23 protein-coding genes are annotated in these 24009 nt (G+C 73.1%); 10 read left to right on the top strand and 13 right to left on the bottom strand.

The window, feature by feature from the left end:
• Positions 1–28: 28 nt before the first annotated feature.
• Entirely contained in the window at positions 29–373 is a 345-nt protein-coding gene (locus tag ACFY1T_RS09775) for a rhodanese-like domain-containing protein (RefSeq protein WP_030857649.1), read from the top strand.
• 9 nt (positions 374–382) lie between these two features.
• Here the strand turns inward: ACFY1T_RS09775 and ACFY1T_RS09770 are convergent, their stop codons facing one another.
• The 6 genes from ACFY1T_RS09770 to paaA all read right to left on the bottom strand — a co-directional run bounded on the left by ACFY1T_RS09770 (position 383) and on the right by paaA (position 5348).
• Positions 383–1525 carry an acyl-CoA dehydrogenase family protein gene (locus ACFY1T_RS09770; RefSeq protein WP_390787723.1) on the bottom strand — a complete coding sequence of 381 codons (1143 nt, stop codon included), beginning with the start codon at positions 1523–1525 and terminating at the stop codon, positions 383–385.
• A 109-nt stretch (positions 1526–1634) separates the two neighbouring features.
• Positions 1635–2762 (bottom strand): 2Fe-2S iron-sulfur cluster-binding protein, encoded by a 1128-nt coding sequence (locus ACFY1T_RS09765; RefSeq protein WP_390787722.1) that lies wholly within the window; start codon positions 2760–2762, stop codon positions 1635–1637.
• Positions 2763–3317, bottom strand: coding sequence for a 1,2-phenylacetyl-CoA epoxidase subunit PaaD (gene paaD / locus ACFY1T_RS09760; protein ID WP_390787721.1), 555 nt, complete (start codon positions 3315–3317; stop codon positions 2763–2765). It abuts the gene before it with no gap.
• The gene (gene paaC, locus ACFY1T_RS09755) at positions 3311–4051 is read right to left on the bottom strand and encodes a 1,2-phenylacetyl-CoA epoxidase subunit PaaC (RefSeq protein ID WP_390787720.1); all 741 of its coding nucleotides are present in this window, start codon (positions 4049–4051) and stop codon (positions 3311–3313) included. The genes paaD and paaC overlap by 7 nt, the downstream gene beginning before the upstream one ends.
• Positions 4048–4332, bottom strand: a complete 285-nt coding sequence (paaB, locus tag ACFY1T_RS09750; protein ID WP_030857641.1) for a 1,2-phenylacetyl-CoA epoxidase subunit PaaB — start codon at positions 4330–4332, stop codon at positions 4048–4050. The genes paaC and paaB overlap by 4 nt, the downstream gene beginning before the upstream one ends.
• A complete protein-coding gene (gene paaA / locus ACFY1T_RS09745; RefSeq protein ID WP_384704783.1) occupies positions 4329–5348 on the bottom strand; it encodes a 1,2-phenylacetyl-CoA epoxidase subunit PaaA in 1020 nt (339 codons plus the stop codon). The genes paaB and paaA overlap by 4 nt, the downstream gene beginning before the upstream one ends.
• Before the next feature lie 135 nt (positions 5349–5483).
• Between paaA and ACFY1T_RS09740 the strand changes: the two genes are divergently transcribed.
• Genes ACFY1T_RS09740 through ACFY1T_RS09730 form a run of 3 tightly spaced genes read left to right on the top strand, consistent with a single transcriptional unit; the run spans position 5484 to position 8357 of the window.
• Positions 5484–6323: a DUF5819 family protein gene (locus ACFY1T_RS09740; RefSeq protein WP_390787719.1), complete on the top strand. Its 840-nt coding sequence runs from the start codon at positions 5484–5486 to the stop codon at positions 6321–6323.
• Positions 6320–7594, top strand: coding sequence for an HTTM domain-containing protein (locus ACFY1T_RS09735; RefSeq protein WP_390787900.1), 1275 nt, complete (start codon positions 6320–6322; stop codon positions 7592–7594). The genes ACFY1T_RS09740 and ACFY1T_RS09735 overlap by 4 nt, the downstream gene beginning before the upstream one ends.
• Complete coding sequence (locus ACFY1T_RS09730) at positions 7587–8357, top strand: TrmH family RNA methyltransferase (RefSeq protein WP_390787718.1); 771 nt, start codon at positions 7587–7589, stop codon at positions 8355–8357. Before ACFY1T_RS09735 ends, ACFY1T_RS09730 begins: the two co-directional genes overlap by 8 nt.
• Here the strand turns inward: ACFY1T_RS09730 and ACFY1T_RS09725 are convergent.
• A complete protein-coding gene (locus ACFY1T_RS09725) occupies positions 8341–9366 on the bottom strand; it encodes a MerR family transcriptional regulator (RefSeq protein ID WP_390787717.1) in 1026 nt (341 codons plus the stop codon). The genes ACFY1T_RS09730 and ACFY1T_RS09725 overlap by 17 nt on opposite strands.
• Positions 9367–9460: 94 nt before the next feature.
• Positions 9461–11143 (bottom strand): phenylacetic acid degradation protein PaaN, encoded by a 1683-nt coding sequence (gene paaN, locus ACFY1T_RS09720; RefSeq protein ID WP_390787716.1) that lies wholly within the window; start codon positions 11141–11143, stop codon positions 9461–9463.
• Between the two features lie 167 nt (positions 11144–11310).
• On the opposite strand from paaN, the gene ACFY1T_RS09715 reads away from it, so the two are divergent.
• From ACFY1T_RS09715 to ACFY1T_RS09705, 3 genes are all read left to right on the top strand, one after another.
• Positions 11311–12852, top strand: coding sequence for a 3-hydroxyacyl-CoA dehydrogenase (locus ACFY1T_RS09715; protein WP_390787715.1), 1542 nt, complete (start codon positions 11311–11313; stop codon positions 12850–12852).
• On the top strand, positions 12849–13439 hold the full coding sequence (locus ACFY1T_RS09710; protein ID WP_030857624.1) for a TetR/AcrR family transcriptional regulator: 591 nt from the start codon (positions 12849–12851) through the stop codon (positions 13437–13439). Before ACFY1T_RS09715 ends, ACFY1T_RS09710 begins: the two co-directional genes overlap by 4 nt.
• Before the next feature lie 240 nt (positions 13440–13679).
• The gene (locus tag ACFY1T_RS09705) at positions 13680–15254 is read left to right on the top strand and encodes a PKD domain-containing protein (protein ID WP_390787714.1); all 1575 of its coding nucleotides are present in this window, start codon (positions 13680–13682) and stop codon (positions 15252–15254) included.
• A gap of 90 nt (positions 15255–15344) precedes the next feature.
• On the opposite strand, the gene ACFY1T_RS09700 is transcribed toward ACFY1T_RS09705, so the two are convergent.
• On the bottom strand, positions 15345–15926 hold the full coding sequence (locus ACFY1T_RS09700; protein ID WP_390787713.1) for an Lrp/AsnC family transcriptional regulator: 582 nt from the start codon (positions 15924–15926) through the stop codon (positions 15345–15347).
• Positions 15927–16127: 201 nt separating this feature from the next.
• Here ACFY1T_RS09700 and pdhA point away from each other — a divergent pair, with 201 nt between their 5' ends.
• Genes pdhA through ACFY1T_RS09685 form a run of 3 tightly spaced genes read left to right on the top strand, consistent with a single transcriptional unit; the run spans position 16128 to position 19566 of the window.
• Positions 16128–17264, top strand: a complete 1137-nt coding sequence (pdhA, locus tag ACFY1T_RS09695; protein ID WP_030857619.1) for a pyruvate dehydrogenase (acetyl-transferring) E1 component subunit alpha — start codon at positions 16128–16130, stop codon at positions 17262–17264.
• Between the two features lie 26 nt (positions 17265–17290).
• The gene (locus ACFY1T_RS09690; protein WP_199813601.1) at positions 17291–18259 is read left to right on the top strand and encodes an alpha-ketoacid dehydrogenase subunit beta; all 969 of its coding nucleotides are present in this window, start codon (positions 17291–17293) and stop codon (positions 18257–18259) included.
• Positions 18259–19566 carry a dihydrolipoamide acetyltransferase family protein gene (locus ACFY1T_RS09685; RefSeq protein WP_390787712.1) on the top strand — a complete coding sequence of 436 codons (1308 nt, stop codon included), beginning with the start codon at positions 18259–18261 and terminating at the stop codon, positions 19564–19566. Before ACFY1T_RS09690 ends, ACFY1T_RS09685 begins: the two co-directional genes overlap by 1 nt.
• 100 nt (positions 19567–19666) lie before the next feature.
• Here ACFY1T_RS09685 and ACFY1T_RS09680 read toward each other — a convergent pair whose 3' ends face one another.
• From ACFY1T_RS09680 to ACFY1T_RS09665, 4 genes are read right to left on the bottom strand one after another with little or no spacing between them, the layout of a single operon-like run.
• Positions 19667–20644 carry an NAD(P)H-quinone oxidoreductase gene (locus tag ACFY1T_RS09680; protein WP_390787711.1) on the bottom strand — a complete coding sequence of 326 codons (978 nt, stop codon included), beginning with the start codon at positions 20642–20644 and terminating at the stop codon, positions 19667–19669.
• A 46-nt stretch (positions 20645–20690) separates the two neighbouring features.
• On the bottom strand, positions 20691–21791 hold the full coding sequence (locus ACFY1T_RS09675) for a potassium channel family protein (RefSeq protein ID WP_390787710.1): 1101 nt from the start codon (positions 21789–21791) through the stop codon (positions 20691–20693).
• Positions 21779–23083, bottom strand: coding sequence for a molybdopterin molybdotransferase MoeA (locus tag ACFY1T_RS09670; RefSeq protein WP_390787709.1), 1305 nt, complete (start codon positions 23081–23083; stop codon positions 21779–21781). The genes ACFY1T_RS09675 and ACFY1T_RS09670 overlap by 13 nt, the downstream gene beginning before the upstream one ends.
• Positions 23080–24000, bottom strand: coding sequence for an NTP transferase domain-containing protein (locus ACFY1T_RS09665; protein WP_390787708.1), 921 nt, complete (start codon positions 23998–24000; stop codon positions 23080–23082). The genes ACFY1T_RS09670 and ACFY1T_RS09665 overlap by 4 nt, the downstream gene beginning before the upstream one ends.
• Positions 24001–24009 lie beyond the last annotated feature (9 nt).

Raw genomic sequence — 24009 nt, 5'->3', positions numbered from 1 at the left:
ACAGATCTGCGATGAGAGAAGGCGACGTATGAACTTCGGACCGCTTCCCTCGGTGGACGCCGCCGCGGTGCCCTCCGAAGGTTTTGTCCTCGACGTCCGCGAGGACGACGAATGGGCTGCCGGACACGTGGAAGGTGCCCTGCACATTCCGATGAGCGACTTCGTGGCCCGCTTCGGTGAGGTGACGGAAGCCGTCGAGGACGGCCGCCGGGTACACGTGATGTGCCGGGTCGGCGGGCGCTCCGCCCAGGTCACCCAGTACCTGGTGCGCCAGGGCATCGACGCCGTGAACATCGACGGCGGCATGCAGGCCTGGGACGGTGCCGGGCGCCCGATGGTGACCGACAACGGGAACCCGGCCTTCGTGCTCTAGTTCCGTACGTCAGGCGAGGGCGTGGGCGGCCAGCAGGTCGCCCAGCGCCTCCTCGTGGGCCGCGGCCGGGCCCAGCTGGAGCTCGAGCTGCTTGGCCCACGCGTGGTAGCGGTGCAGGGCGTAGTCGGTGTCGGCGCCGAAGCCGCCGTGCAGGTGCTGCGCGGTCTGCACGACCCGGCGTACCCCCTCGGAGGCCCAGATCTTGGCGACGGCGACGTCCCCCGCGCTGGGCAGCGGACCGCCGGCTCCGCCGGTCGCCGCGTCGAGCCGCCAGGCGGCCTGCCAGAGGGTGACCTCCATGGCACGCAGGTCGATGTAGCGGTCGGCGGCCTGGACGGCGACGGCCTGGAAGGTGGCCACCGGGAAGCCGAACTGCTCCCGCTTGCCGGTGTACTGGCTGGTCATGGTGAGGACGTTCTCGCCGAGGCCGAGCGCCAGGGCGCAGGTTCCGGTGGCGAGGAGCTGGCGCAGTCGCTCCCAGACGCCCGGGGTCTCGATGAGGTGGCTCGCGGGCACCCGTACCCCGTCCAGGGCGAGTTCGGCGAGCCTTTCCCCGCTGGTGGAGACCTGGTCGGCCAGGGTGAGCCCCTCGGCGGTGCGCGGGACGAGCGCCAGGACGGCCTCCCCCTCGCCGGTGTGGGCCGGTACGGCGATCCAGTCGGCGCCGTGCGCCCACGGGACGGCCGTCTGCACTCCGTCGAGGGTCCACCGCGTGCCCTCGCGGCGGGCGGTGACGGCGAGTTCGGCGGGATCGTGGCCGCTGCGGCCGTGCGCGGCAGCGGTGAGGACGAGCGTTCCGCGCCCCGCGCCGGGCAGCAGGGCGGCGGCCAGTTCGGGGCTGCCGTGGGCCTGGACGGCCATGGCGGTGGCGCAGTGCTCCAGCAGCGGAACCCGGGCCAGCACCTTCGCCGCCTCGCGCAGCACCAGGCACAGGGCGATCGCGTCGAGGCCGGCGCCGCCGTGTTCCTCCGCGAGGACCAGGCTCAGCAGGTCGGACGCGGCGAGCTTGGCCCACAGCGGCCGGTCGAAGTCCTCGGCGACGGCTCCCGGGGTCAGAGCGGGGCTGGGCACGCCGTCCGGGGCGACGTCCGCGAAGACGGCCTTCGCCGCCTCGACGGCGGCCTGCTGCTCCTCGGTGAAGGTGAAGTCCACTGCCTGTCCTCCCGCGCGCACCGGTTCCCGGTCAGGCCCGCTCCGGACCTGACGGTGCGTCAAGATAGAGCAGGACGAGGGAAATGGACAGCGCGGGAGGGCGACTGCCTCAGCGGTCGAAGTCGATCTCCACTTCCTCGGTCACCGCGTGCGACTGGCAGGCCAGCACGAATCCGGCCTCCGTCTCCTCCGACTCCAGCGCGAAGTTCCGCTCCATCCGGACCTCGCCCGTGACCAGGAACGCCCGGCAGGTGCCGCAGACCCCGCCCTTGCAGGCGTACGGGGCGTCCGCGCGGTTGCGCAGCACGGCGTCCAGCAGGGACTCGCCGTCCTGGACCGGCCAGGTCCCCGAGCGGCCGTCGAGGCGGGCCGTGACCCGTACGTGCGACGGGGCCGCGGCGGGGGCCGGTGCGGCCGTGTCCTCGACGTGGAAGATCTCCTCGTGGATCCGGGTCCGGACCACGCCGAGCGCGCCCAGGGCCCGCTCCGCGCCCATGACCAGCCCGTACGGGCCGCACAGGAACCAGCCCGTCACCTCCGCGACCGGCAGCAGCGCGGGCAGCAGCGCCTTCAGCCGCTCCTCGTCGAGGCGGCCGGACGGCAGCCCCGCCTCCTGCTCCTCGCGGGAGAGGACGGTCACCAGCTGGAAGCGGTCGGGGAAGCGGTCCTTGAGGTCGGCGACCTCGTCCAGGAACATCGTCGACGCGGCCGTACGGTCGCTGCGGACCAGGCAGAACCGGGCGTCGGGCCGCGCCGCCAGCAGCGAGCCGGCGATCGACAGCACCGGGGTGATCCCGCTGCCGCCGACGATCGCCGCGTAGTGTCCGCCGGCCGGGGCGGCGGCCGGCTCCAGGACGAACCGTCCGGCCGGGACCATCACGTCCAGCACGTCGCCGGCGGCGATCTCCTTGTGGGCGAACGTGGAGAACTCGCCGCCCTCCACCAGCCGCACGCCCACCCGCAGCGCCGCCGGGCCCGGGCCCGCGGGGTCCGGGGCGGGCGAGCAGATCGAGTACGTACGGCGGACCTCCGTGCCCTCGGAGGTGCGGCGGCGCAGGGTGAGGTGCTGGCCGGGGGCGTGCAGGTACTCGCCGCGCAGCTCCTCGGGGACGCGCAGGGTCAGCGCCACGGAGTCGTCGGTGAGCCGGTCGACCGCCGCCACCGTCAGCGGGTGGAAGGCGCCGTGGCGGGCGGGGCGCCCGGAGCCCGACGTGGGCGACGGCGTGGACGCGGCCATCTACAGCTCCTTGAAGTGGTCGAACGGTTCACGGCAGGCGGTGCAGCGGCGCAGCGCCTTGCATGCGGTGGAGGAGAACCGGCTGAGCAGCTCGGTGTCGGTCGATCCGCAGTTCGGGCAGCGGACCGAGAGGGTGACCGGAACCGGCCCGCCGGCCGCGTGCGGGCGGGGCGGGGCGATGCCGAACTCGGCGAGCTTGCGCCGCCCCTCGGCGCTGATGTCGTCGGTGGACCAGGCCGGGGCCAGGACGGTGCGCACCCGCACGTCCGGGATGCCGTGGCCGGTCAGGACGCGCTCGATGTCGGCGGACATGGCCTCGATGGCGGGGCAGCCGGTGTAGGTCGGGGTCAGGGTGACCTCGACGTGGCCGTCCTCGTACATCCGCACTCCGCGCATCACGCCCAGCTCGGCGAGGCTGAGGACGGGCAGCTCGGGGTCGGGGACGGAGCCGGCGAGCTCGGCCAGCTCCGCCTCCAGGCGGCTCGTGGCCTCGGGGGCCGCGGGCGCCCCGGTCCCGGCCTCGGGGGCCGCGGTGCGCGGCCGGTCCGTCACCATGACGCCCCCGGATGGCTGCGGTGCAGGTGCTGCATCTCGGCGAGCAGCCGGCCGAAGGACTCGGTGTGCAGGCCCTCGCGGCCCGCCCCGGCGGCCCAGGCGCCGGAGCGCGGGCCTTCGGGGAGCGCGAGCCCGGCCCGCTCCAGTACGCCGCCCACGGCGGCCAGCCAGCGGCCCTCCAGGGCGGCCCAGTCCACGCCGTCGACTCCGTCGACCGGCTGGAACATCTCGCCGGTGTACTTCCACAGCGCGTCGAGGGCGGCCCGCATGCGGGCGCGGCTCTCCTGCGTGCCGTCGCCGAGCCGCAGGGTCCACTGCTCGGCGTGGTCGCGGTGGTACGCGGTCTCCTTGACGGCCTTGGCCGCGAGCGGGGCGAACGGGCCGTCGCCGGCAGCGAGTTCCGCGTAGAGCTCGTGCTGGTGGAAGGAGAAGTAGAGCTGGCGGGCGATGGTGTGCGCGAAGTCCCCGTTCGGCTGCTCGACCAGCTGGAGGTTGCGGAAGGACCGCTCCTCGCGCAGGAAGGCCATCTCGTCCTCGTCGCCGGCCATGGACAGCAGGACGCGGGCCTGGCCGAGCAGGTCGAGCGCGATGTTCGCGAGGGCGACCTCCTCCTCCAGGACGGGGGCGTGCCCCGCCCACTCGCCGAGGCGGTGGGAGAGGATCAGCGCGTCGTCCCCGAGCGCGAGGGCAGCCGACGCCGTGACGTCGGGAGAAGTGGCATCGATGCTGCTCACAGGTGGTGCACCCCCTCGGGGATCTCGTAGAAGGTCGGGTGCCGGTACGGCTTGTCGGCCGAGGGGGCGAAGAACGGGTCCCGCTCGTCCGGCGAGGACGCGGTGATCTCGGTGGAGGGCACCACCCAGATCGAAATGCCCTCGTTGCGCCGGGTGTAGAGGTCGCGGGCGTTGCGCAGGGCCATTTCCGCGTCGGGTGCGTGCAGGCTGCCCGCGTGCGTGTGCGAAAGACCGCGGCGCGAGCGCACGAACACCTCCCACAGTGGCCAGTTCTGCGTCATACCCCTGCCTCCTCGTTCGTCGCCGTGCTCTGTACGGCGTGGTGTGCGCTGTGCTTCTCCGCGTACGCCGCGGCCGCCTCGCGGACCCAGGCGCCTTCCTCGTGGGCCCGGCGCCGCTGGCCGATCCGCTGCTCGTTGCACGGGCCGTTGCCCTTGAGCACGTCCCAGAACTCGGCCCAGTCGATCGCGCCGAAGTCGTGGTGCCCGCGCTCCTCGTTCCACTTCAGGTCCGGGTCGGGCAGGGTCAGGCCCAGCGCCTCGGCCTGCGGAACGGCGATGTCCACGAAGCGCTGGCGCAGCTCGTCGTTGGAATGTCGCTTGATCCGCCAGGCCATGGACTGCGCGGAGTGCGCCGATTCGTCGTCCGGCGGGCCGAACATCATCAGCGAGGGCCACCACCAGCGGTCCACGGCGTCCTGCGCCATCGCGTGCTGCGCCTCGGTGCCCTTGGACAGGGCCATGAGGAGCTCGAATCCCTGGCGCTGGTGGAAGGACTCCTCCTTGCAGATCCGGACCATCGCGCGGGCGTACGGCCCGTACGAGCAGCGGCAGATCGGCACCTGGTTGGTGATCGCCGCGCCGTCCACGAGCCAGCCGATCGCGCCGACGTCGGCCCAGGTCAGGGTGGGGTAGTTGAAGATCGACGAGTACTTCTGCTTGCCCGAGTGCAGCTTGTCGAGCAGCTCGTCGCGGCTGGTGCCCAGGGTCTCGGCGGCGCTGTACAGGTAGAGGCCGTGACCGGCCTCGTCCTGGACCTTGGCCATGAGGATCGCCTTGCGGCGCAGCGAGGGCGCGCGCGTGATCCAGTTGGCCTCGGGCTGCATTCCGATGATCTCGGAGTGGGCGTGCTGGGCCATCTGGCGGACCAGCGAGGCGCGGTACGCCTCGGGCATCCAGTCCCGCGGCTCGACGCGCTCCTCGGCCGCCACGGCGGCGTCGAAGGCCGCCGCGAGCTGTGCCCCGAGGTCAGCCTCGAGGCCTGAGTCCTGCCCCGTTTCCGGGGTCACTGCCACCATCCCGGCCCCCTGCCAGAGATTGTTGACCGCCCGACCGACCGATCGTTCGGTTCGTACTCTTCAATGGTGGGTCGGCGGCCCGTAGGGTGTCAACCTCTGAGGTCAACCCTGTGGACGCCGGATGATCGGGGCGGGATGGAATCGAACGAGCGCGAGCCCGCGGAAGCAGCTGTTCCGCCGGCCGTCCCGCCGATCGATCCACCGGTCGCCGCCGCGTCGGCCGCCCCGGTCCCGGGGGCCCGTCCGCCGGCGGATCCGCCGGTCGATCCCGCCGCCGTGCCCCCCGCCGAAGCGGCCGCCGAGCCCGCCGCCGAGCCGTCCGCGGGACCGCCCGCCGAACGGGCGACGACGCCGCGGGCTCCCGGGATCGCGGGCCTGTCCGCCCCGTACCGCGTCGTCACGGCCCTCGCCCTGGCCGCCGTGGGCCTCGCCGCATGCGCCCACCTGGCGCTGGTCTTCCTGCACGTCGCCCCGTCCAACACGGTGAGCAAGCGCCACGCGCAGGCGGTCGACGACTGGATCTACCCCGAGTTCGAGCAGAACTGGAAGCTCTTCGCCCCCAACCCGCTGCAGCAGAACATCGCGGTGGAGGTACGGGCCGAGGTCCGCTCCGGCCCCGGCGGCGAGCTGGTTCCCGTCGGCTGGCGGGACCTGTCGGCCGAGGACGGCGCGGCCATCCGGCACAGCCTGCTGCCGAGCCACACCCGGCAGAACGAGCTGCGCCGGGCCTGGGACTTCTTCACCGGCTCGCACGACGAGGACAACATGCCGGTCGGCGAGCGCGGCGAGCTGTCGGAGCAGTACCTGCGCCGGATCGCGCTGAACCGGCTCGCGGACGACGGGACCGGGGCGCGGGGCGAGATCGTACGGATCCAGCTGCGCTCGGCGACGCGGGCGGTGCCGGCGCCGCCGTGGAGCGACGAGAAGACCGACACCCAGACGTACTACCGGGAGCTGCCGTGGTGGACGCTGTGAGGCGGGCACCGGCCGCCGCGCGGGCCGCCGCCCGGGCGCGCGCCGCCGCCGGGCGGGCCGTCGCCCGGGTCAGCGGGCGGGCGCTGGGCCCGTACCAGAGCGCCGTCGTCCGGATCGGCTTCTCGGCGACCTGGCTGTTCTTCCTGCTGCGGGAACTCCCGCACCGCGGTGAGCTGTACGGGCCGGACGGGCCCTGGAGCTTCGGGCTGGCGGAGCGCCTGATCGCCTCGAACCACGCCTTCTCGGTGCTGATGTGGTCGGACTCGGGGCTGTGGTTCGAGACCGTCTACGCGGTGTCGGTGCTGTCGAGCCTGCTGCTGATGCTGGGCTGGCGGACGCGGGCGACGTCCGTGGTGTTCATGGTCGGGGTGCTGTCGCTGCAGAACCGCAGCGTGTTCATGGGCGACGGCGGGGACAACGTCATCCACCTGATGGCGATCTACCTGGTGCTGACGCGGTGCGCGCGGGTGTGGTCGCTGGACGCGCGGCGCGCGCGGCTTCGGGGGTCGGCTTCGGCGGGGGCGGCCGGGCCGGTGCTGTGGGGCGTGCTGGGCGCGGTGTTCGCGTACGGGGCGGTGACGGAGCGGTTCGGCTACGGCTGGCTGGCGGCGTTCGCGGCGCTGTGGGTCGTGTGCGCGCTGTGGTGGATGGTGGACCGGTACGAGCCGCAGGGCGAGGGACGGGCCGTCCTGGACGTCCTGGCGAACCTGGTGCACAACGCGGGGCTGCTGGTGATCATGGCGGAGGTCTGCCTGATCTACGCGACCGCCGGCTGGTACAAGATCCAGGGGTCGCGGTGGCAGGACGGCACCGCGCTGTACTACCCGCTCGGGCTGGACTACTTCTCGCCGTGGCCGGGGCTGTCCGGGGTCCTGGCGGGGAGCGGGACGATGGTGATGCTGCTGTCGTACGGGACGGTGGCGGTGCAGGTCGCGTTCCCGTTCACGGTGTTCAACCGGCGGATCAAGAACGTGCTGCTGGCGCTGATGATGCTGGAGCACGCGGGGATCGCGGTGCTCCTGGGGCTGCCGTTCTTTTCTCTGGCGATGATCGCCGCCGACGCGGTGTTCCTGCCGACGGCGTTCCTGGTCTGGCTGGGAGCCAGGGCCTCCGGCGGGGTGCGCCGGGTGGTACCCGCGCCGGACGCGGCGCCGGACGCCGCCGCGGCCGTCGCGGCCGTCGCGCCGGCGGGGCCGGGCCTGCGCGGGGCCGAGGACGGGCAGGGGGCGGAGGCGGCCGGCCGCGGCCCGTACGCTCGGCGGTATGACTGAGCAGCACGGGAGCCCCGACGAGACCGCACGGCAGTGGCGGGAGGCCGCCGGGCGGGAGGACCTCGTACTCCTCGACGGGTTCCACGCGCTGAAGCACGCGCTGCGGTTCGGGGCCGACGTGCGGATGGTCGTGGCCGACGATCCCGACGGCGTACGGGCGCTGGCCGCCGAGCTGGCTCCGGACGTGGCGGCGGACGTGGCCCGGCTCGTGAGCGCGGGGGAGCTGCGGACGCTCGTGAACCGGGTGCATCCCACCGGGGTCGCGGCGCTGGCCGTGCGGCCCGACCGGGCCGAGGGGCGGGCCCGGCTCGACCGGCGGCCGCGGACCGCGCCCGTGGTCGTGCTCGACAACCCCCGCAACCTCGGCAACGTCGGCGCCGTCGTCCGGCTCGCCGCGGGCTTCGGCGCCACCGGCGTCGTCACCCGGGGCGACCTCGACCCCTGGCACCCCAACGTGGTCCGCGCCGGAGCCGGTCTGCACTACGCCACCACCGTGGACCGGGTGGACCTCGACACCCTGCCCGCCGGGCCGCTGTACGCGCTCGACCCGGAGGGCGAGGACATCCGCGCCCTCACCCTCCCGGACGACGCCCTGCTCGCCTTCGGCTCGGAGCGCCACGGCATCTCGCCCGAGCTGCGCGGACGGGCCGACCACCTGGTCTCCCTGCCGATGCGTCCGCAGGTCTCCAGCTACAACCTGGCCACCAGCGTGGCCATGGCCCTCTTCCACTGGGGCGGGCCGGAGGTCATGCCTCGAGACTGACCGGCATCAGGAGCGAGAAGGCGTCCTCGACGTCGGGGCGCAGCAGGACGAGCGGGGCCCTGGGCCCGATGTACTCCAGCAGCAGTTCGTCCCCGGTGGCCAGCGCGTCCAGCAGGAAGGCGGGATTGACCCCCACCCGGTCCCCGGCCGCGTCTTCGTCGCCGACGGCCACCGTGTCCGTGAGCACGAGGACGCACACCTCGCCCTCCTGCTCGCCGAGGGCCTGCCGCAGGGCGGGCACGTCCAGGGTGAGGCGGCGGCCCTCGGGCAGCCGGGTGAGGCGCCGGTAGTCGGGGAACTCCTCGCCGAGGCTCTGCCCGGCGGCCTGGCGGCCCTCGGTCTCCAGGTCCACCCTGTCCCCGTCCACGGTGAGCCGGGCCGGGGCTCCGCCGGTCAGCAGGGCGCGCATCGCGTCGGCGAGCGGGGTGGGCACGGTCACCCGGACCCGGCCGCCGCCGTGGCCGGCGGTGGGCGTACGGGCGACGGCCATCCGGTAGCGGTCCGTGGCCACGACGTGCAGGGCGTCGCCCTCGATGTCGAAGTGGATCCCGCCGAGCACCGGCAGCTCGGGGTCGGTTCCGGCGGCGTGGCGCACGGCGTCCAGGGCGGCCGCGAGCTCGCTGCCCGGCACGGTCAGCCGGGTGCCGGTGGTGGCGGTGGTCATGGAGGTCTCCTTGTGTCCGAGTAGGGCTCGTACCGTGGAGAGTTCCTCGCGGGCGTCGGCCAGCCCGCGTTCGAGCCGACGCAGATGCCCGTCGAGCAGCCGGGGCACCAGGCCGGTGTCCCCGCCGGCCCAGCCCGCCAGGACCAGCCGGATGTCCGCGAGCGGCATTCCGGAGCGCCGCAGCCGGGCCAGCAGCCGGGCCTCGCCGAACTGCTCGGGCGCGTACCAGCGGTACCCGGTCGCCGGATCCACCCACGCCGGTACGAGGACGCCCGCGCGGTCGTAGAACCGCAGGGCGCTCACCCCCAGCCCGCTGTCCCGGCCCATCTCGCCGATGCTGCGCATGTCGCTCTCCACACCCACGACTCTGGGACCTCCACCAGGTCGAGGGTCAAGCGGGCCCGGCGCCGCCACGCCGGGCCCGCTCCTGCCGTCGCCGTCAGGCCTGGCGGCGGACCTCCACCACGCGGAAGCGGTTCGAGACGAAGGCGCCGTCACACAGGGCAGCGTTGGCCGCCGGGTTGCCGCCCGAGCCGTGGAAGTCCGAGAAGGCCGCGGTCTGGTTGACGTAGACCCCGCCCGTCAGGTTCAGGGAGAGCTGCGCCGACTCCTCCAGGCAGACCTCCTCGATGGCCCGCTCGGTCTCCGCCGACGTGGTGTAGGCGCCGACCGTCATCGCACCCTTCTCGCGCACCGTGCGGCGCAGGAGGTCCAGGGCGTCGGCCGTGGAGTCCACGGCCACCGCGAAGGACACCGGGCCGAAGCACTCCGACAGGTACGGGGCCTCCGGGTCGGCCTTGGCCGCGTCCAGCTTGACCATGACCGGGGTGCGGACCACCGCGTCCGGGAACTCCGGGTTCACCACCTCGCGCGAGGCCAGCGCCACCTCGCCGAGGCCGGCCGCCGCCTCCAGGCGGGTCTTGACGTCCGGGTTGACCAGGGCGCCGAGCAGTGCGTTGGCCCGGGCGTCGTCGCCCAGCAGGCCGCCGACCGAGGCCGCGAGGTCGGCGACGACCTCGTCGTACGTCTTGGGGCCGGCGTCCGTCTCGATGCCGTCCCGCGGGATCAGCAGGTTCTGCGGGGTGGTGCACATCTGGCCGCTGTACAGGGACAGCGAGAATGCCAGGTTGGAGAGCATCCCCTTGTAGTTCGAGGTCGAGTCGACGAGGACCGTGTTGACGCCGGCCTTCTCCGTGTAGACCTGGGCCTGGCGGGCGTTGGTCTCCAGCCAGTCGCCGAACTCGGTCGAGCCGGTGTAGTCGATCAGCTTGATCTCGGGGCGGACGGCCAGGGTCTTGGCGATGCCCTCGCCCGGCCGCTCCACGGCCAGCGCCACCAGGTTCGGGTCGAAGCCCGCTTCGGCGAGGACCTCGCGGGCGACCTTCACGGTCAGCGCCAGCGGGAGCACGGCGCGCGGGTGCGGCTTGACCAGCACCGCGTTGCCCGTGGCCAGGGAGGCGAACAGGCCCGGGTAGCCGTTCCAGGTCGGGAAGGTGTTGCAGCCGATCATGAGCGAGATGCCGCGCGGGACGGCGGTGAAGGTCTTGCCGAGATCCAGCGGGTCCTTCTTGCCCTGCGGCTTCGACCAGTCGGCCTGGCCGGGGACGCGGGTCTGCTCCTCGTACGCGTACGCCACCGCCTCCAGGCCGCGGTCCTGCGCGTGCGGGCCGCCGGCCTGGAACGCCATCATGAAGGCCTGGCCGCTGGTGTGCATGACCGCGTGCGCGAACTCGTGCGTCCGCGCGCCGATCCGGGCCAGGATCTCGATGCAGACCAGGGCGCGGGCCTCGGGTCCGGCGTCGCGCCAGGCGCCCATGCCGGCCTTCATCGCGGGCAGCAGCACGTCCGGGTCGGCGTGCGGGTACTCGACGCCCAGCTCGGGGCCGTACGGGGAGACCTCCGCGCCGGTCCAGCCGTCGGTTCCGGGCTGGTCCAGGTCGAACCGGGTGCCGCGGACGGCCTCGAAGGCGGCCAGCCCGTCGGCCGGGGCGGTCTCGCCGTAGGCCTTGGGGTGCTCCGGATGCGGGGACCAGTAGGCGCGGCTGCGGATGGCCGCCAGGGCCTGGTCCAGGGTGGACCGGTGCTTGTCGGACAGCAGGGGGACGGTGAGCTCGGCGGCCATCAGGGACCAACTCCTCGTTGAGCCGGGCAAGATCAGGCTGGTTCGCAGACTGAGATCAGGCAGGGGCGGGTGAAGAAGAGCAGACTGGAGTTAGAGTAACCGAACGATCGGTCGGGACAAGAGGGCCCGGCGGGCCTGTGGATAACCCGGTGCGGGAGGATCAGGACATGACAGCAATCGAGCGGTCCCTCACTGTGGCGGTCGTCGGCGCCGGCACCATGGGGCAGGGCATCGCCCAGGTCGCCCTCCTCGCAGGTCACCGGGTGCTGATCTACGACATCAACGCCAGCCTCGCCGCCGGCGGCGTCGGGATCGTCCAGGACCGCGTCGACCGCATGGCCGCGAAGGGCCGCCTCGATCGCGCCGACGCCGAGGACGCGATCGGCCGGATCGAGGCGGCTTCCGCCCTCGCCGACCTCGCGGATGCCGCGCTCGTCATCGAGGCCGTCGTCGAGGACGCCACCATCAAGCGCGCGCTCTTCGAAACCCTCGAAGAGGTGGTTTCGCCGGACGCCCTGCTGGCCACCAACACCTCCTCCCTCTCCGTCACCGAGCTCGCCGCCGGTCTCGCGCACCCCGGCCGCTTCCTCGGCCTGCACTTCTTCAACCCGGCCCCGCTGCTGCCGCTCGTCGAGGTGGTCAGCGGGTTCGCGACCGACCCGGCCGCCGCCGAGCGCGCGTACCGCACCGTGCTGGGCTGGGGGAAGACGCCGGTCCGCTGCGCCGACACCCCGGGCTTCATCGTCAACCGGATCGCCCGCCCCTTCTACGCCGAGGCCTTCGCGGTGTACGAGGAGCAGGGCGCCGACCCGGCCACCATCGACGCCGTCCTCCGCGAGAGCGGCGGCTTCAAGATGGGCCCGTTCCAGCTGACCGACCTGATCGGCCAGGACGTCAACGAGGCCGTCACCCGTTCCGTGTGGGAGTCGTTCTTCCGCAGCCCCAAGTTCACCCCGTCCCTCGCGCAGCGCCGGCTGGTCCAGTCGGGCCGTCTGGGCCGCAAATCGGGACACGGCTGGTTCCCGTACGGTCCGGACGCCGAGGCCGCGGCCCCGCACACCGCCGGTCCCGAGGAGGCCCCGGAGAAGGTCACCGTGGTCGGCGACCTCGGTCCCGCCGCCGGGCTCGTCGAGCTGCTGGAGGAGGCCGGGATCGCGGTCACCTCCACCGGGCACGGAGGTCCGTACATCCAGCTGCCCGGAGAGGGCCAGCTGGTGCTCGCGGACGGCAAGACCTCGATCGAGTTCGCCGACGTCGTCTACTTCGACCTCGCGCTCGACTACCGCGGGGCCACCCGGATCGCGCTCTCCGCCGGCGAGGACACCAGCGAGCGCACCCTCGCCGAGGCGGTCGGCCTCTTCCAGAAGCTCGGCAAGAAGGTCTCCGTCATCGGCGACGTGCCCGGCATGATCGTGGCCCGCACCGTCGCGATGCTGATCGACCTGACCGCCGACGCCGTCGCGCGCGGCGCGGCCACCGCCGAGGACGTCGACACGGCGATGCGGCTCGGCGTCAACTACCCGCTGGGTCCGTCCGAATGGCACGACCGGCTCGGCCGCGACTGGGCGTACGACCTGCTGCACCACCTCGACGAGCGCTGTCCCGGCGGCCGCTACGCGCCCTCGCTGGCGCTGTTCAAGCTCGGCTACGCCGAGGGCGCAGAAGGCGACGACGACAGCGACGAGAGCGCCGCGGAGGAGACTGCATGACCACCGTCAAGCGGGACACCTACACCCCCGAGACGCTCCTGTCCGTCGCCGTCCAGGTCTTCAACGAGCGCGGGTACGACGGCACCTCCATGGAGCACCTCTCCAAGGCGGCGGGCATCTCGAAGTCCTCGATCTACCACCACGTGGCGGGCAAGGAGGAGCTCCTGCAGCGGGCCGTCAGCCGGGCGCTCGACGGGCTCTTCGCCGTGCTGGAGGAGCCGGGCGCGGTGCGCGGCCGGGCGGTCGAGCGGGTCGAGTACGTCACCCGCCGCACGGTCGAGGTCCTGGTCGCCGAGCTCCCGTACGTGACGCTGCTGCTGCGGGTACGGGGCAACACCCGGACCGAGCGCTGGGCCCTGGAGCGCCGCCGCGAGTTCGACCACCAGGTCGCGGAGCTCCTGAAGGCCGCGGCGGCGGACGGGGACCTGCGGGCGGACGTGGACATCCGGCTGGCCACCCGCCTGCTGTTCGGGATGGTGAACTCGCTGGTCGAGTGGTACCGCCCGCACCCCGGTACGACGGCGGACCAGCTGGCCGACGCGGTGGTCCACATGGCCCTGGACGGTCTGCGGACGGTTCGCGGCTAGCTCCCCGTCACGAGCCGTACGATCTTGGCGAATATTTTCTGATGAACTGCTGTGCGAACTCTGTACGATGAGCGAGCTTTCGAACGCGTTCAAGCAGTAACAGAAAATGGGGGGCCGGTGCGCAGTCGCCGTCTTGTAGTTTCCGCTGCCGTTGTCGTCGCGGCCAGCGTTGGTTTCATCCCGGGTGCGGCCCAGGCGGCCGGTCCGGCCGCAGGTTCGTCCGCGCCGGTGGCCAAGGGGGTGTCCGCTCCCGCAGCGGACCTGGCCAAGCTCGGCACGGCTGATGCCAAGACCTTCCACAGCCCGAAGGGGAACTCGGTCCGCAAGGCCCTGCCCGCGGCCAAGGGCAAGGCCGCCGCGAGCGCCACCGCGCAGGGCGCGGAGACCGCCGCCGCCGGCAACCCGGAGCTGGGCCTCGTCCTCGACGCGAAGAGCTTCTCCGCGCACGGCATCGAGCTGCGCGCCCAGGTCGTCAGCGTCGCGGGCGCCACCCTCAAGGTCACCTACGACTGGGGCGACGGCACGACCGACGGCACCGACGCCTACCCGGGCCAGGAGGTGTCGCTCAAGCACAGCTACGCCGAGCTCGGCGAGTACAAGGTCAAGGTCACCGTCACGGACACCGTGAACCAGGCCGAGTCCGTCAACGAGCTGCCGCTCTCGACGGTCGGCTCGGACTTCACCCCGTACGCCCCGACCCGCCTCCTGGACACCCGGGACGGCACCGGAGCCCCGCGGGGCATGGTCCAGGCCTACTCCACGGTCAAGCTGAAGGTCGCCGGCAACGGCAAGATCCCGGCGGGCGTCACGGCCGTGGCCCTGAACGTCACCGCCACCGACACCTCCAACCCGGGACACATCACCGTGTACCCCGGCGGCACCACGCGTCCGACGACGTCCAACGTCAACTTCGTGGCCGCGCAGACCGTCCCGAACATGGTGATCGTGCCGGTCGGCAAGGACGGCACCGTCGAGCTCTACAACGGCAGCTGGTCGCCGGTCGACCTGATCGCCGACATCACGGGCTACTTCACCCGCACCGCGGCCAGCGGCTACACGCCGATGACCCCGGTCCGCGCCGTGGACACCCGTTCCGGCCAGGGCGCGCCGCAGGGCCAGGTCGGCGGCCGCAAGTCGATCGGCGTGCAGCTCGGCGGCTGGTACGTGCCGAACAACGCCACCGCCGTGGCGCTGAACGTGACCGTCACCAACCCGCGCGAGGACGGCCACCTGACGGCCTACCCGAGCGGTCAGTCGGCCCCGAACACGTCCAACGTGAACTTCAAGGCCAAGCAGACCGTCGCGAACTCGGTGATCGTGCCCGTCGGTGCCGACGGCAAGGTCAACATCTTCAACGGCGCCTGGGCGGGCACCGACGTCATCGTCGACGTCGTCGGCTACTACAGCCCGGACAGCTCGGGGGCCTTCATGTCCCTCGCGCCGCGCCGCATGCTCGACACGCGCGCCTGGGGCTACGGCCCGATGTACGCCCGCGGCTACATCTGGATGCCGATCTCCACGGACGAGGAGGGCATCTCCGGCTACGTCCTGAACACGACGGTGACCAACACGAAGCAGGACGGGTTCCTGTCGGTCGCCCCGGACCCGAACCACCCCAACGACTACGACAAGGGCACCGACGTCACCCCGGCGCGGCCCACGTCGTCCACCCTCAACTGGACGGCCGGCCAGACCGTCCCGAACCTGGTCCAGGCGAGCTCGGGCGGCGTCAACGGCGTCGTCGACTTCTGGAACCAGAGCTGGGACACCACCGACCTGATCGTCGACATGTTCGGCTACTACGAGACCAAGTAATCGCGCAACCGGTCTCGTACGGAGCCCCGGGAAGGCCCTCACGGCCTTCCCGGGGCTCTGCCGTTCCCCCCGGCGGCCTCCCGGGCCCGGCTACTCCTCGGAGATGGCCTGCGCGCCGTTCGGGCCGGGGCCGGCATCGAGCAGGTCCGTTTCCTCGAACACCAGCAGGGTGCGCGTCGACAGGACCTCCGGGATGGACTGGAGGCGGGTCAGGACCAGCTCGCGCAGCGTGCGGTTGTCCGGGGTGTGGACCAGCAGCAGGACGTCGAAGTCCCCGCTTACCAGGGCGATGTGGGCCGCGCCCGGGAGCTCTCGGAGCTTCTCGCGGACCGTGCGCCAGGAGTTCTGGACGATCTTCAGGGTGATGTACGCGGAGGCGCCCTGGCCCGCCCTCTCGTGGTTGACGCGGGCCGTGAACCCGCGGATCACGCCGTCGTCGATCAGGCGGTTGATCCGGGCGTAGGCGTTCGCGCGCGAGACGTGGACCTGCTCGGCCACCGAACGTATCGACGCGCGGCCGTCCGCCTGGAGCAGGCGCATGATCGAACGGTCGATGGGATCGAGGGGACGCGGCGGCGTGGGCGGGGTCTGTGGGGCCGAAGGTGCACCGCCCGGTGGCACCGGCACGGAACCCGGCGTGGAACCCGATGCGGCCATTTGTTCATCCGGCATTGCCCACTGCCTCCCTCTCCTGGACGTCCTGCACCCATCCCAGGGCCCCGGCGCCACTTTGTCCACAGCCTGGAGCCGCCTGTAGCCAAATTGCGCCATCGACCGAACAATCGGTTGGTGAGGCGCCTCACAGCCCCCGGTCACCGCCGGGGGTACCCCCCGGGCGCCCAGACGACTTCCCACGAGGAGGTGTACGCCGCCATGACGGTCCAAGAGCTGCCCGGTGCCGGTGCGTCCCACCGATCCACCCCGCCGCCCGCCTGGAGGCCCCGTACGGATGCCGCCCCGCTGCTCCCGGACCCCGAGCCGTACCGGGTGCTGGGCACGCCGGCCGCCGAGAAGCTCGACGCCGCGCTGATGCGCCGCTGCTACGCCGAGCTGGTGCGCGGGCGCCGGTACAACGCCCAGGCCACCGCCCTCACCCGGCAGGGCCGACTGGCCGTGTACCCCTCCACCGTCGGCCAGGAGGCCTGCGAGATCGCGGCCGCGCTGGTCCTCGAGGAGCAGGACTGGCTCTTCCCGAGCTACCGCGACACCCTCGCGGCCGTGGCGCGCGGCCTGGACCCCGTCCAGGCGCTGACCCTCCTGCGCGGCGACTGGCACACCGGTTACGACCCGCGCGAGCACCGCATCGCACCGCTGAGCACCCCGCTCGCCACCCAGCTGCCGCACGCGGTCGGCCTGGCGCACGCGGCCCGGCTGCGCGGCGACGACGTGGTCGCGCTCGCCATGGTGGGCGACGGCGGCACCAGCGAGGGCGATTTCCACGAGGCGCTGAACTTCGCCGCCGTCTGGCAGGCCCCGGTGGTCTTCCTCGTGCAGAACAACGGCTTCGCCATATCGGTCCCGCTGGCCAAGCAGACGGCCGCCCCCACCCTGGCCCACAAGGCCGTCGGGTACGGGATGCCCGGCCGCCTCGTCGACGGCAACGACATCGCCGCCATGCACGAGGTGCTGTCCGAGGCCGTCCGGCGGGCCCGGGCCGGCGGCGGACCGACGCTGATCGAGGCGGTCACGTACCGCATCGAGGCCCACACGAACGCCGACGACGCGACCCGCTACCGCGGTGACGCCGAGGTCGAGGCATGGAAGGCGCACGACCCGGTGGAGCTGCTGGAGCGCGAGCTGACCGCCCGCGGGATGCTGGACGAGGCGGGCATCCAGGAGGCCAAGGACGCCGCCGAGGTGATGGCCGCGACCCTGCGCGACCGGATGAACGCCGAGCCCGTGCTCGACCCGATGGACCTGTTCGAAAACGTCTACGCGGAGCAGACCGGCCGGCTCCGCGAGCAGGCGGAGATGCTGCGCGCCGAGCTCGACGCGGAGGAGCAGTCGTGACCACGGTGGCCGTGAAGCCGGCGACGATGGCGCAGGCGCTGCAGCGGGCCATGCGCGACGCGATGGCGGAGGACCCGACGGTCCACGTCATGGGCGAGGACGTCGGCACGCTGGGCGGGGTCTTCCGGATCACGGACGGCCTCGCGAAGGAGTTCGGCGAGGAGCGCTGCACGGACACCCCGCTCGCGGAGGCCGGGATCCTGGGCGCCGCGGTGGGCATGGCCATGTACGGGCTGCGGCCGGTCGTGGAGATGCAGTTCGACGCGTTCGCCTACCCGGCGTTCGAGCAGCTGATCTCGCACGTGGCGAAGATGCGCAACCGGACGCGCGGCGCGATGCCGCTCCCGATCACCATCCGCGTGCCGTACGGCGGCGGGATCGGCGGGGTGGAGCACCACAGCGACTCCTCCGAGGCGTACTACGTGGCCACGCCCGGTCTGCACGTGGTGACCCCGGCGACCGTCGAGGACGCGTACGGGCTGCTGCGCGCGTCGATCGCCAGCGACGACCCGGTGATCTTCCTGGAGCCGAAGCGGCTGTACTGGTCCAAGGCGCAGTGGGACCCGGCGGCGCCGGCGGCCGTGCCGGGGATCGGGAAGGCACTCGTCCGGCGTACCGGCACGAGCGCCACGCTGATCACGTACGGGCCCTCGCTGCCGGTGTGCCTGGAGGCGGCCGAGGCGGCGCGCGAGGAGGGCTGGGACCTGGAGGTCGTGGACCTGCGCTCCCTCGTCCCGTTCGACGAGGAGGCGGTCGTGGCCTCCGTACGCCGCACGGGCCGCGCGGTGGTGGTCCACGAGGCGAACGGCTTCGGCGGACCGGGCGCGGAGATCGTCGCGCGCATCCAGGAGAAGTGCTTCCACCACCTGGAAGCGCCGGTGCTGCGGGTGACGGGCTTCGACATCCCGTACCCGCCGCCGATGCTGGAGAAGCACCACCTGCCCGGTGTGGACCGGATCCTGGACACCGTGGCCCGCCTGCAGTGGGAGAACTGATGCCGCAGGTAATGGAGTTCAAGCTCCCCGATCTCGGGGAGGGACTGACCGAGGCCGAGATCGTCCGCTGGCTGGTGGCGGTGGGCGACGTCGTCGCCATCGACCAGCCGGTGGTCGAGGTCGAGACGGCCAAGGCGATGGTGGAGGTGCCGTGCCCCTACGGCGGTGTGGTCACCGCCAGGTTCGGGGAGGAGGGCACGGAACTCCCCGTCGGAGCACCACTGATCACGGTGGCGGTGGGCGCGGGGGCGGACGAGGCGGTGGAGCCCGAGGACTCCGGCTCGGGCAACGTCCTGGTCGGCTACGGGACGGACCACTCGCGCACGGCGCGTCGGAGGCGGGTGCGACCCGGCTCCGCAGCGCCGGCTGCCGCCGCCGCACCCACGCCCGCTCCCGCTGCCGTCGTGACGGGTCCCGTGGCAACGAGTCCCGTCGTGACGGGGCCGGTGGCCGTGATCTCGCCGCTCGTGCGCAAGCTGGCCCGGGACCACGGGATCGACCTGCGCGCGCTGCGCGGGTCCGGTCCCGAGGGGCTGATCCTGCGTGCGGACGTCGAGGCGGCGCGCCGGGCGCCGGAGCAGGCTCCCGTCACCGCCCCCGCGGCGGCGGCTGCCCCGGAGGGCGAGCGGGTACCGCTGAAGGGCCTGCGCGGCGTGGTGGCCGAGAAGCTGTCGCGCAGCCGCCGGGAGATCCCGGACGCCACGTGCTGGGTCGACGCCGATGCGACCGAGCTGATGGCGGCGCGGGCCGCGATGAACGCGGTGGGCGGTCCGAAGATCTCCGTGCTGGCGCTGCTGGCCCGGATCTGCACGGCCGCGCTGGCGAAGTACCCCGAGCTCAACTCGACCGTGGACCTCGCGGCGAACGAGATCGTACGGCTGCCCTCCGTGCACCTGGGCTTCGCGGCGCAGACGGAGCGCGGGCTGGTCGTCCCGGTCGTCCGGGACGCGCAGACGCGGAACCCGGAGTCGCTGTCGGCGGAGTTCGCCCGCCTCACCGAGGTCGCCCGGGCCGGGAAACTGGCCCCGGCCGACCTCACCGGGGGCACGTTCACCCTGAACAACTACGGGGTGTTCGGCGTGGACGGCTCCACGCCGATCATCAACCACCCGGAGGCGGCGATGCTCGGCGTCGGCCGGATCATGGCGAAGCCGTGGGTCCACCGGGGCGAGCTGGCGGTCCGCCAGGTCGTCCAGCTGTCCCTGACCTTCGACCACCGGGTCTGCGACGGCGGCACGGCGGGCGGCTTCCTCCGCTACGTGGCGGACTGCGTGGAGTCCCCCGCGGTGCTCTTGCGCACGCTGTAACGCGATCCCCGCGGGCCTTCTCCCCCGCCCGCCCTCCGCCCGTTCCCCGGGAACGGGCGGAAAGGCGGGGCGGGGAGAAGGAGCCGCGCGGCGGGACCGGTCAGGTGGTGAGCAGGAGCTTGCCCACGTGCGTGCTCGATTCCATCGTGCGGTGGGCCTCGGAGGCGTCCGCCATGGGGAAGGTGGCGTGGACCACCGGATTCACCCGGCCGGCGGCCACCAGCGGCCACACGTGTTCCCGTACCGCCGCCACGATGGCCGCTTTCTCCTCCAGCGGCCGCGCCCGCAACGAGGTGGCGGTGATGGCCGCACGCTTCGCCAGCAGCGCGCCCAGGTTGAGCTCCGCCTTCACCCCGCCCTGCAGCCCGATCACCGCGAGCCGGCCGTTCACGGCCAGCGCGTCCAGGTTCCGCGCCAGGTACTTCGCTCCCATGATGTCCAGGATCACGTCCGCCCCGGCGCCGCCGGTCGCGGCCCGCAGCTCCGCCACGAAGTCCTGCTCGCGGTAGTCGATCAGGATGTCCGCGCCCAGCTCCTTGCAGCGCGCCAGCTTCTCCGGGCCACCCGCGGTCACCGCCACCGTCGCGCCGACCGCCTTCGCCAGCTGGATCGCCATCGTGCCGATGCCGCTGGATCCGCCGTGCACGAGCACCGTCTCGCCGGGGCGCAGGCCCGCCACCATGAACACGTTCGACCACACCGTGCAGGCCACCTCGGGCAGCGCCGCCGCCGTCACCAGGTCCACGCCGGCCGGGACCGGCAGCAGCTGGCCCGCCGGGACGGCCACCCGCTCCGCGTACCCGCCGCCGCCGAGCAGGGCGCACACCTCGTCGCCCACCGCCCAGCCGGACACGCCCGGCCCGAGGGCGGAGATCCGCCCCGAGCACTCCAGGCCGGGGTGGCGGGAGGCGCTGGGCGGGGGATCGTAGAACCCCTGGCGCTGGAGGACGTCGGCGCGGTTCACGGCGCTCGCCGCGACGTCGACGAGGACCTCGCCCTCGCCGGCCACCGGATCGGGTACCTCGGCCCAGACGAGGGCCTCGGGGCCGCCGGGCTGTTCGATGGTGATCGCATGCATGGCCCGGAGGGTACGCCACCCGGGCGCCCCACAGGCCGTGACAGGTCTAGTCGGTGGGCCCCTTGGCCATCGGCGGCGAGGCGAGTGATGCCGCGCGCACGATGGTGATGAGACGGTCCGTCAGCTGGAGCGGGCTGGCGTGCGGGTCGTCGTACGCGAGCAGCCGGTGCCCGCGCAGCACGCTCACCACCAGGTCCTCCGTCTCCCGTACGCCCTTGCCGACCTCGGCCTTCCGCACGGGCCGTTCGATCAGGTCCAGTCCGCTGCCCTGCTGGATCAGGTCCTCCATCACCGTGCCCGCGCTGGGGCTCAGCACCGAGAGCCCCAGCAGCCGGCCGGCCGCGCTCGCGCTCGTGATGACCGCGTCCGCACCCGACTGGCGCAGCAGCGGCGCGTTCTCCTCCTCGCGGACCGCCGCGACGATCTTCGCGCCGCGGTTCATCTGCCGTGCCGTCAGCGTGACCAGCACGGCGGTGTCGTCCCGCTGCGTCGCGATGACGATCTGACGGGCCTTCTGCAGCTCGGCGCGGAGCAGTACATCGGAGCGCGTGGCGTCCCCCACGACTCCGGTGAAGCCCTCCGCGTTGGCCGTGTCGATCACCTTGGCGCTCGGGTCCACGATGACGACCTGCTCCTTCCGGAGGCCGGTGGCCAGCAGCGTCTGCAGGGCCGAGCGGCCCTTGGTGCCGAAGCCGACGACGACCGTGTGCTCACGCAAGTTCTTCCTCCAGCGGCTCAGCCGCCACTCTTCGCGGGTCTTCTCGGTCAGGACTTCCAGCGTGGTTCCGACCAGGATGATCAGGAAGAGCACGCGCAGGGGCGTGATCAGCAGGATGTTGGTCAGCCGCGCGCTGTCGCTGTAGGGGACGATGTCGCCGTATCCGGTCGTCGACAGGGTCACCGTGGCGTAGTAGACGCAGTCGAGGAAATCGACGCTCTCGTTGGCGTTGTCGTGGTACCCGTCGCGGTCGAGCCACACGATCATGACCGTCAGGAACAGGACGAACAGGGCCATCAACAGGCGTTTGCCGACCTGCCGGAGCGGCTTCTCCACGACGCGCTTGGGCAGTTTGATGCGTCGTGAGACGAGTTTCTCGTCGGCGGCCCTGGCCATCGCGTCGTGGCCGTGGAGTTTCACGTGAAACATCCTCCTGAGACCCACGGCAGATCCAGGATCTCCAGGTCCTGTCCGTCACGCGCGCCGTGCGGCGGTACGACGGCCAGCCCGTCGGCCGCGGCGACGCCGCGCAGCATGGCAGGACCGTTGTAGCGCAGCGGTACGGCGTGCTCGTCGGTCAGCAGCACCGGCACGAGCCGGGTGTCGTACGGGTGTCCGGGTACGTCGCCCTGCACCGGGACGGTGTACCGGGGCCGCTGGCGGCGGCCGGCCAGGGCGCGCAGCAGCGGTTCCGCGAGGGTCAGCAGCGCGGAGACGGCGGCGAGCGGGTTGCCGGGCAGGCCGACCAGGTGGCGTCCGTCGGTGCGGTCGCCGAGCCGGGCCAACAGCATCGGGTGTCCGGGGCGTACGGCGACCCCGTCGACGAGCAGTTCGGCGCCGGCCTCGCGCAGGACGGGGTGGACGTGGTCGACGGGGCCGGAGGCGGTGCCGCCGGTGGTGACGACCAGGTCGGCCTCGGAGTCCGTGACGGCGGCCAGCAGGGCCTTGGCCCCGGCCGGGTCGTCGCCGAGCCGCCGGGTGGCGGTGACCTCGGCGCCGAGCCGTGTGAGCCAGGGGCCGAGCATGGGGCTGAGGGCGTCCCGGATCAGGCCGTCGTGCGGGCGGCCTTCGGTGAGCAGTTCGTCCCCGAGCACGAGGATCTCGACGCGGGGCCGGGGCCGGGTGGTGAGCTCGTCGTACCCGGCGGCCGCGGCGAGTCCCAGGACGGCCGGGGTGACGAGGGAGCCGGCGGGCAGCAGCAGATCGCCGGAGCGGCACTCCTGGCCGCGCGGGCGGATGTCCTGGCCGGTGAGGACGGCCCGGTCGGCGTGGAGCTGGGTGCCGGACTCGCGCGAGTGCTCGGTGCGGATCACGGCGGTGGTGTCGGCGGGGATCCGCGCGCCGGTCGCGATCCGTACGGCCTCGCCGTCGGCCAGCGGCTCGGGGCGGTCGGACCCGGCCAGTACCCCGGCGCCCGTGCGGATCGTCCAGGGACCGGGGCCGGCCACGGCCCAGCCGTCCATGGCCGAGCTGTCGAAGGACGGCAGGTCGGTGAGCGCGTCCAGGGACTGGGCCAGCACCTCGCCGAGCGCGTCCCCGAGGGGGACCAGGTGCGTGCGCGGCCTGATGCCGGAGCCGGCGCGGACCGCGGCCTCCCGCGCCCGCGGCCAGGCGGTGGCACGGTGGCCGCCGGCGGCGTCGGCGGCGTGGGGGTCGCGGCTGACCAGGGCCAGGGCCTCGTCGAGGGCCCGGAGGGCGTGGTCGGCGTCGGTGGGGGTCATCCTGAGCCGTTCTCTCGGGCCTCGGTCTTGCCCTCGGCGTCGGACTTGCCCCCGGCGGCCCCGGCTTCGGCTTCGGTTTCGGCTTCGGCGGCCCAGCGCAGCGCCAGGTCGGCGGCCTTGCGGGAGGCCTCGGCGACCGCGGTGGCGGGGTCGGCACCTGCGGCTTCGGCCCGGGCGGCCGCGTAGCCGACCAGGAAGGTGGTCAGGGGGGCGGCGGGCCGGGCGACGCCGTGTGCGGCGTCACGGGCGAGGTCGAGCAGGATCTTGGTGTCGACGGGGACGTCGATGCCCAGCTCGGTCTTGGCGGCGTTGATCCATTGGTCCAGCACGTTTCCATGCTCCCTGATCCGTGCTCGGGCGACGGCGAGATCCTCCCAGGTGTCGCAGTCGAAGGAGGCGAGTGGCGCAGAGTCGGTCACCTTGGCCAGGTCGAGCTCCGCGGTGAGAGCCCGCAGGGGGAGGCCGGAGAGGGTGCCGTGCTCGGTCGCCAGGAGCGCGATCTCACGGCGCAGGGGCTCGGCGCGGTAGGCGGCGACGAGGGGCTGGTCGCGGCCGCCGGGATCGCGCAGCAGGGCGCCGTCGCCTCCGGCGGCCGGGGCCCGCAGCAGCGTCCGGACCGTGTCCCGGTCGAGGAACGGCAGGTCGGCGGAGAGGACGAGGACCAGCTCGGCCGTGGTCGCGCGCAGTCCGGCGTCCAGGGCGGCGACGGGGCCGGCGCCGGGCGGGTCCTCCCGGGTCCAGCGGACCGGGCGGGCGGTGGGGCGGCGGCCGCCGACCACGACGGTGGTGGCGGCGTCGGCGCAGGCGTCCAGGACGCGGTCCAGGAGAGCGCGCCCGCCGACCTGGAGGGCGGGCTTGTCCGCGCCCCCGAGTCGTCGCGCGGCGCCGCCGGCCAGGACGATCGCGTCGTAGGTCATACCTGTGAG

Origin of the sequence: Streptomyces sp. NPDC001194 (assembly GCF_042896985.1) — a bacterium.
GTDB lineage: Bacteria > Actinomycetota > Actinomycetes > Streptomycetales > Streptomycetaceae > Streptomyces.
The sequence above is the reverse complement of the archived record's forward strand: the minus strand, read 5'-3'. Positions and strand labels throughout refer to the sequence as shown.

What these genes read in the sequence shown, in the direction of transcription:
- ACFY1T_RS09775 (WP_030857649.1), top strand. Translation starts at nt 29, where the DNA reads ATGAACTTCGGACCGCTTCCCTCGGTGGACGCCGCCGCGGTGCCCTCC.
- ACFY1T_RS09765 (WP_390787722.1), bottom strand. Translation starts at nt 2,762, where the DNA reads ATGGCCGCGTCCACGCCGTCGCCCACGTCGGGCTCCGGGCGCCCCGCC.
- paaD (WP_390787721.1), bottom strand. Translation starts at nt 3,317, where the DNA reads ATGGTGACGGACCGGCCGCGCACCGCGGCCCCCGAGGCCGGGACCGGG.
- paaB (WP_030857641.1), bottom strand. Translation starts at nt 4,332, where the DNA reads ATGACGCAGAACTGGCCACTGTGGGAGGTGTTCGTGCGCTCGCGCCGC.
- paaA (WP_384704783.1), bottom strand. Translation starts at nt 5,348, where the DNA reads ATGGTGGCAGTGACCCCGGAAACGGGGCAGGACTCAGGCCTCGAGGCT.
- ACFY1T_RS09740 (WP_390787719.1), top strand. Translation starts at nt 5,484, where the DNA reads ATGGAATCGAACGAGCGCGAGCCCGCGGAAGCAGCTGTTCCGCCGGCC.
- ACFY1T_RS09730 (WP_390787718.1), top strand. Translation starts at nt 7,587, where the DNA reads ATGACTGAGCAGCACGGGAGCCCCGACGAGACCGCACGGCAGTGGCGG.
- ACFY1T_RS09725 (WP_390787717.1), bottom strand. Translation starts at nt 9,366, where the DNA reads ATGCGCAGCATCGGCGAGATGGGCCGGGACAGCGGGCTGGGGGTGAGC.
- paaN (WP_390787716.1), bottom strand. Translation starts at nt 11,143, where the DNA reads ATGGCCGCCGAGCTCACCGTCCCCCTGCTGTCCGACAAGCACCGGTCC.
- ACFY1T_RS09715 (WP_390787715.1), top strand. Translation starts at nt 11,311, where the DNA reads ATGACAGCAATCGAGCGGTCCCTCACTGTGGCGGTCGTCGGCGCCGGC.
- ACFY1T_RS09710 (WP_030857624.1), top strand. Translation starts at nt 12,849, where the DNA reads ATGACCACCGTCAAGCGGGACACCTACACCCCCGAGACGCTCCTGTCC.
- ACFY1T_RS09700 (WP_390787713.1), bottom strand. Translation starts at nt 15,926, where the DNA reads ATGCCGGATGAACAAATGGCCGCATCGGGTTCCACGCCGGGTTCCGTG.
- pdhA (WP_030857619.1), top strand. Translation starts at nt 16,128, where the DNA reads ATGACGGTCCAAGAGCTGCCCGGTGCCGGTGCGTCCCACCGATCCACC.
- ACFY1T_RS09690 (WP_199813601.1), top strand. Translation starts at nt 17,291, where the DNA reads ATGGCGCAGGCGCTGCAGCGGGCCATGCGCGACGCGATGGCGGAGGAC.
- ACFY1T_RS09685 (WP_390787712.1), top strand. Translation starts at nt 18,259, where the DNA reads ATGCCGCAGGTAATGGAGTTCAAGCTCCCCGATCTCGGGGAGGGACTG.
- ACFY1T_RS09680 (WP_390787711.1), bottom strand. Translation starts at nt 20,644, where the DNA reads ATGCATGCGATCACCATCGAACAGCCCGGCGGCCCCGAGGCCCTCGTC.
- ACFY1T_RS09675 (WP_390787710.1), bottom strand. Translation starts at nt 21,791, where the DNA reads ATGTTTCACGTGAAACTCCACGGCCACGACGCGATGGCCAGGGCCGCC.
- ACFY1T_RS09670 (WP_390787709.1), bottom strand. Translation starts at nt 23,083, where the DNA reads ATGACCCCCACCGACGCCGACCACGCCCTCCGGGCCCTCGACGAGGCC.
- ACFY1T_RS09665 (WP_390787708.1), bottom strand. Translation starts at nt 24,000, where the DNA reads ATGACCTACGACGCGATCGTCCTGGCCGGCGGCGCCGCGCGACGACTC.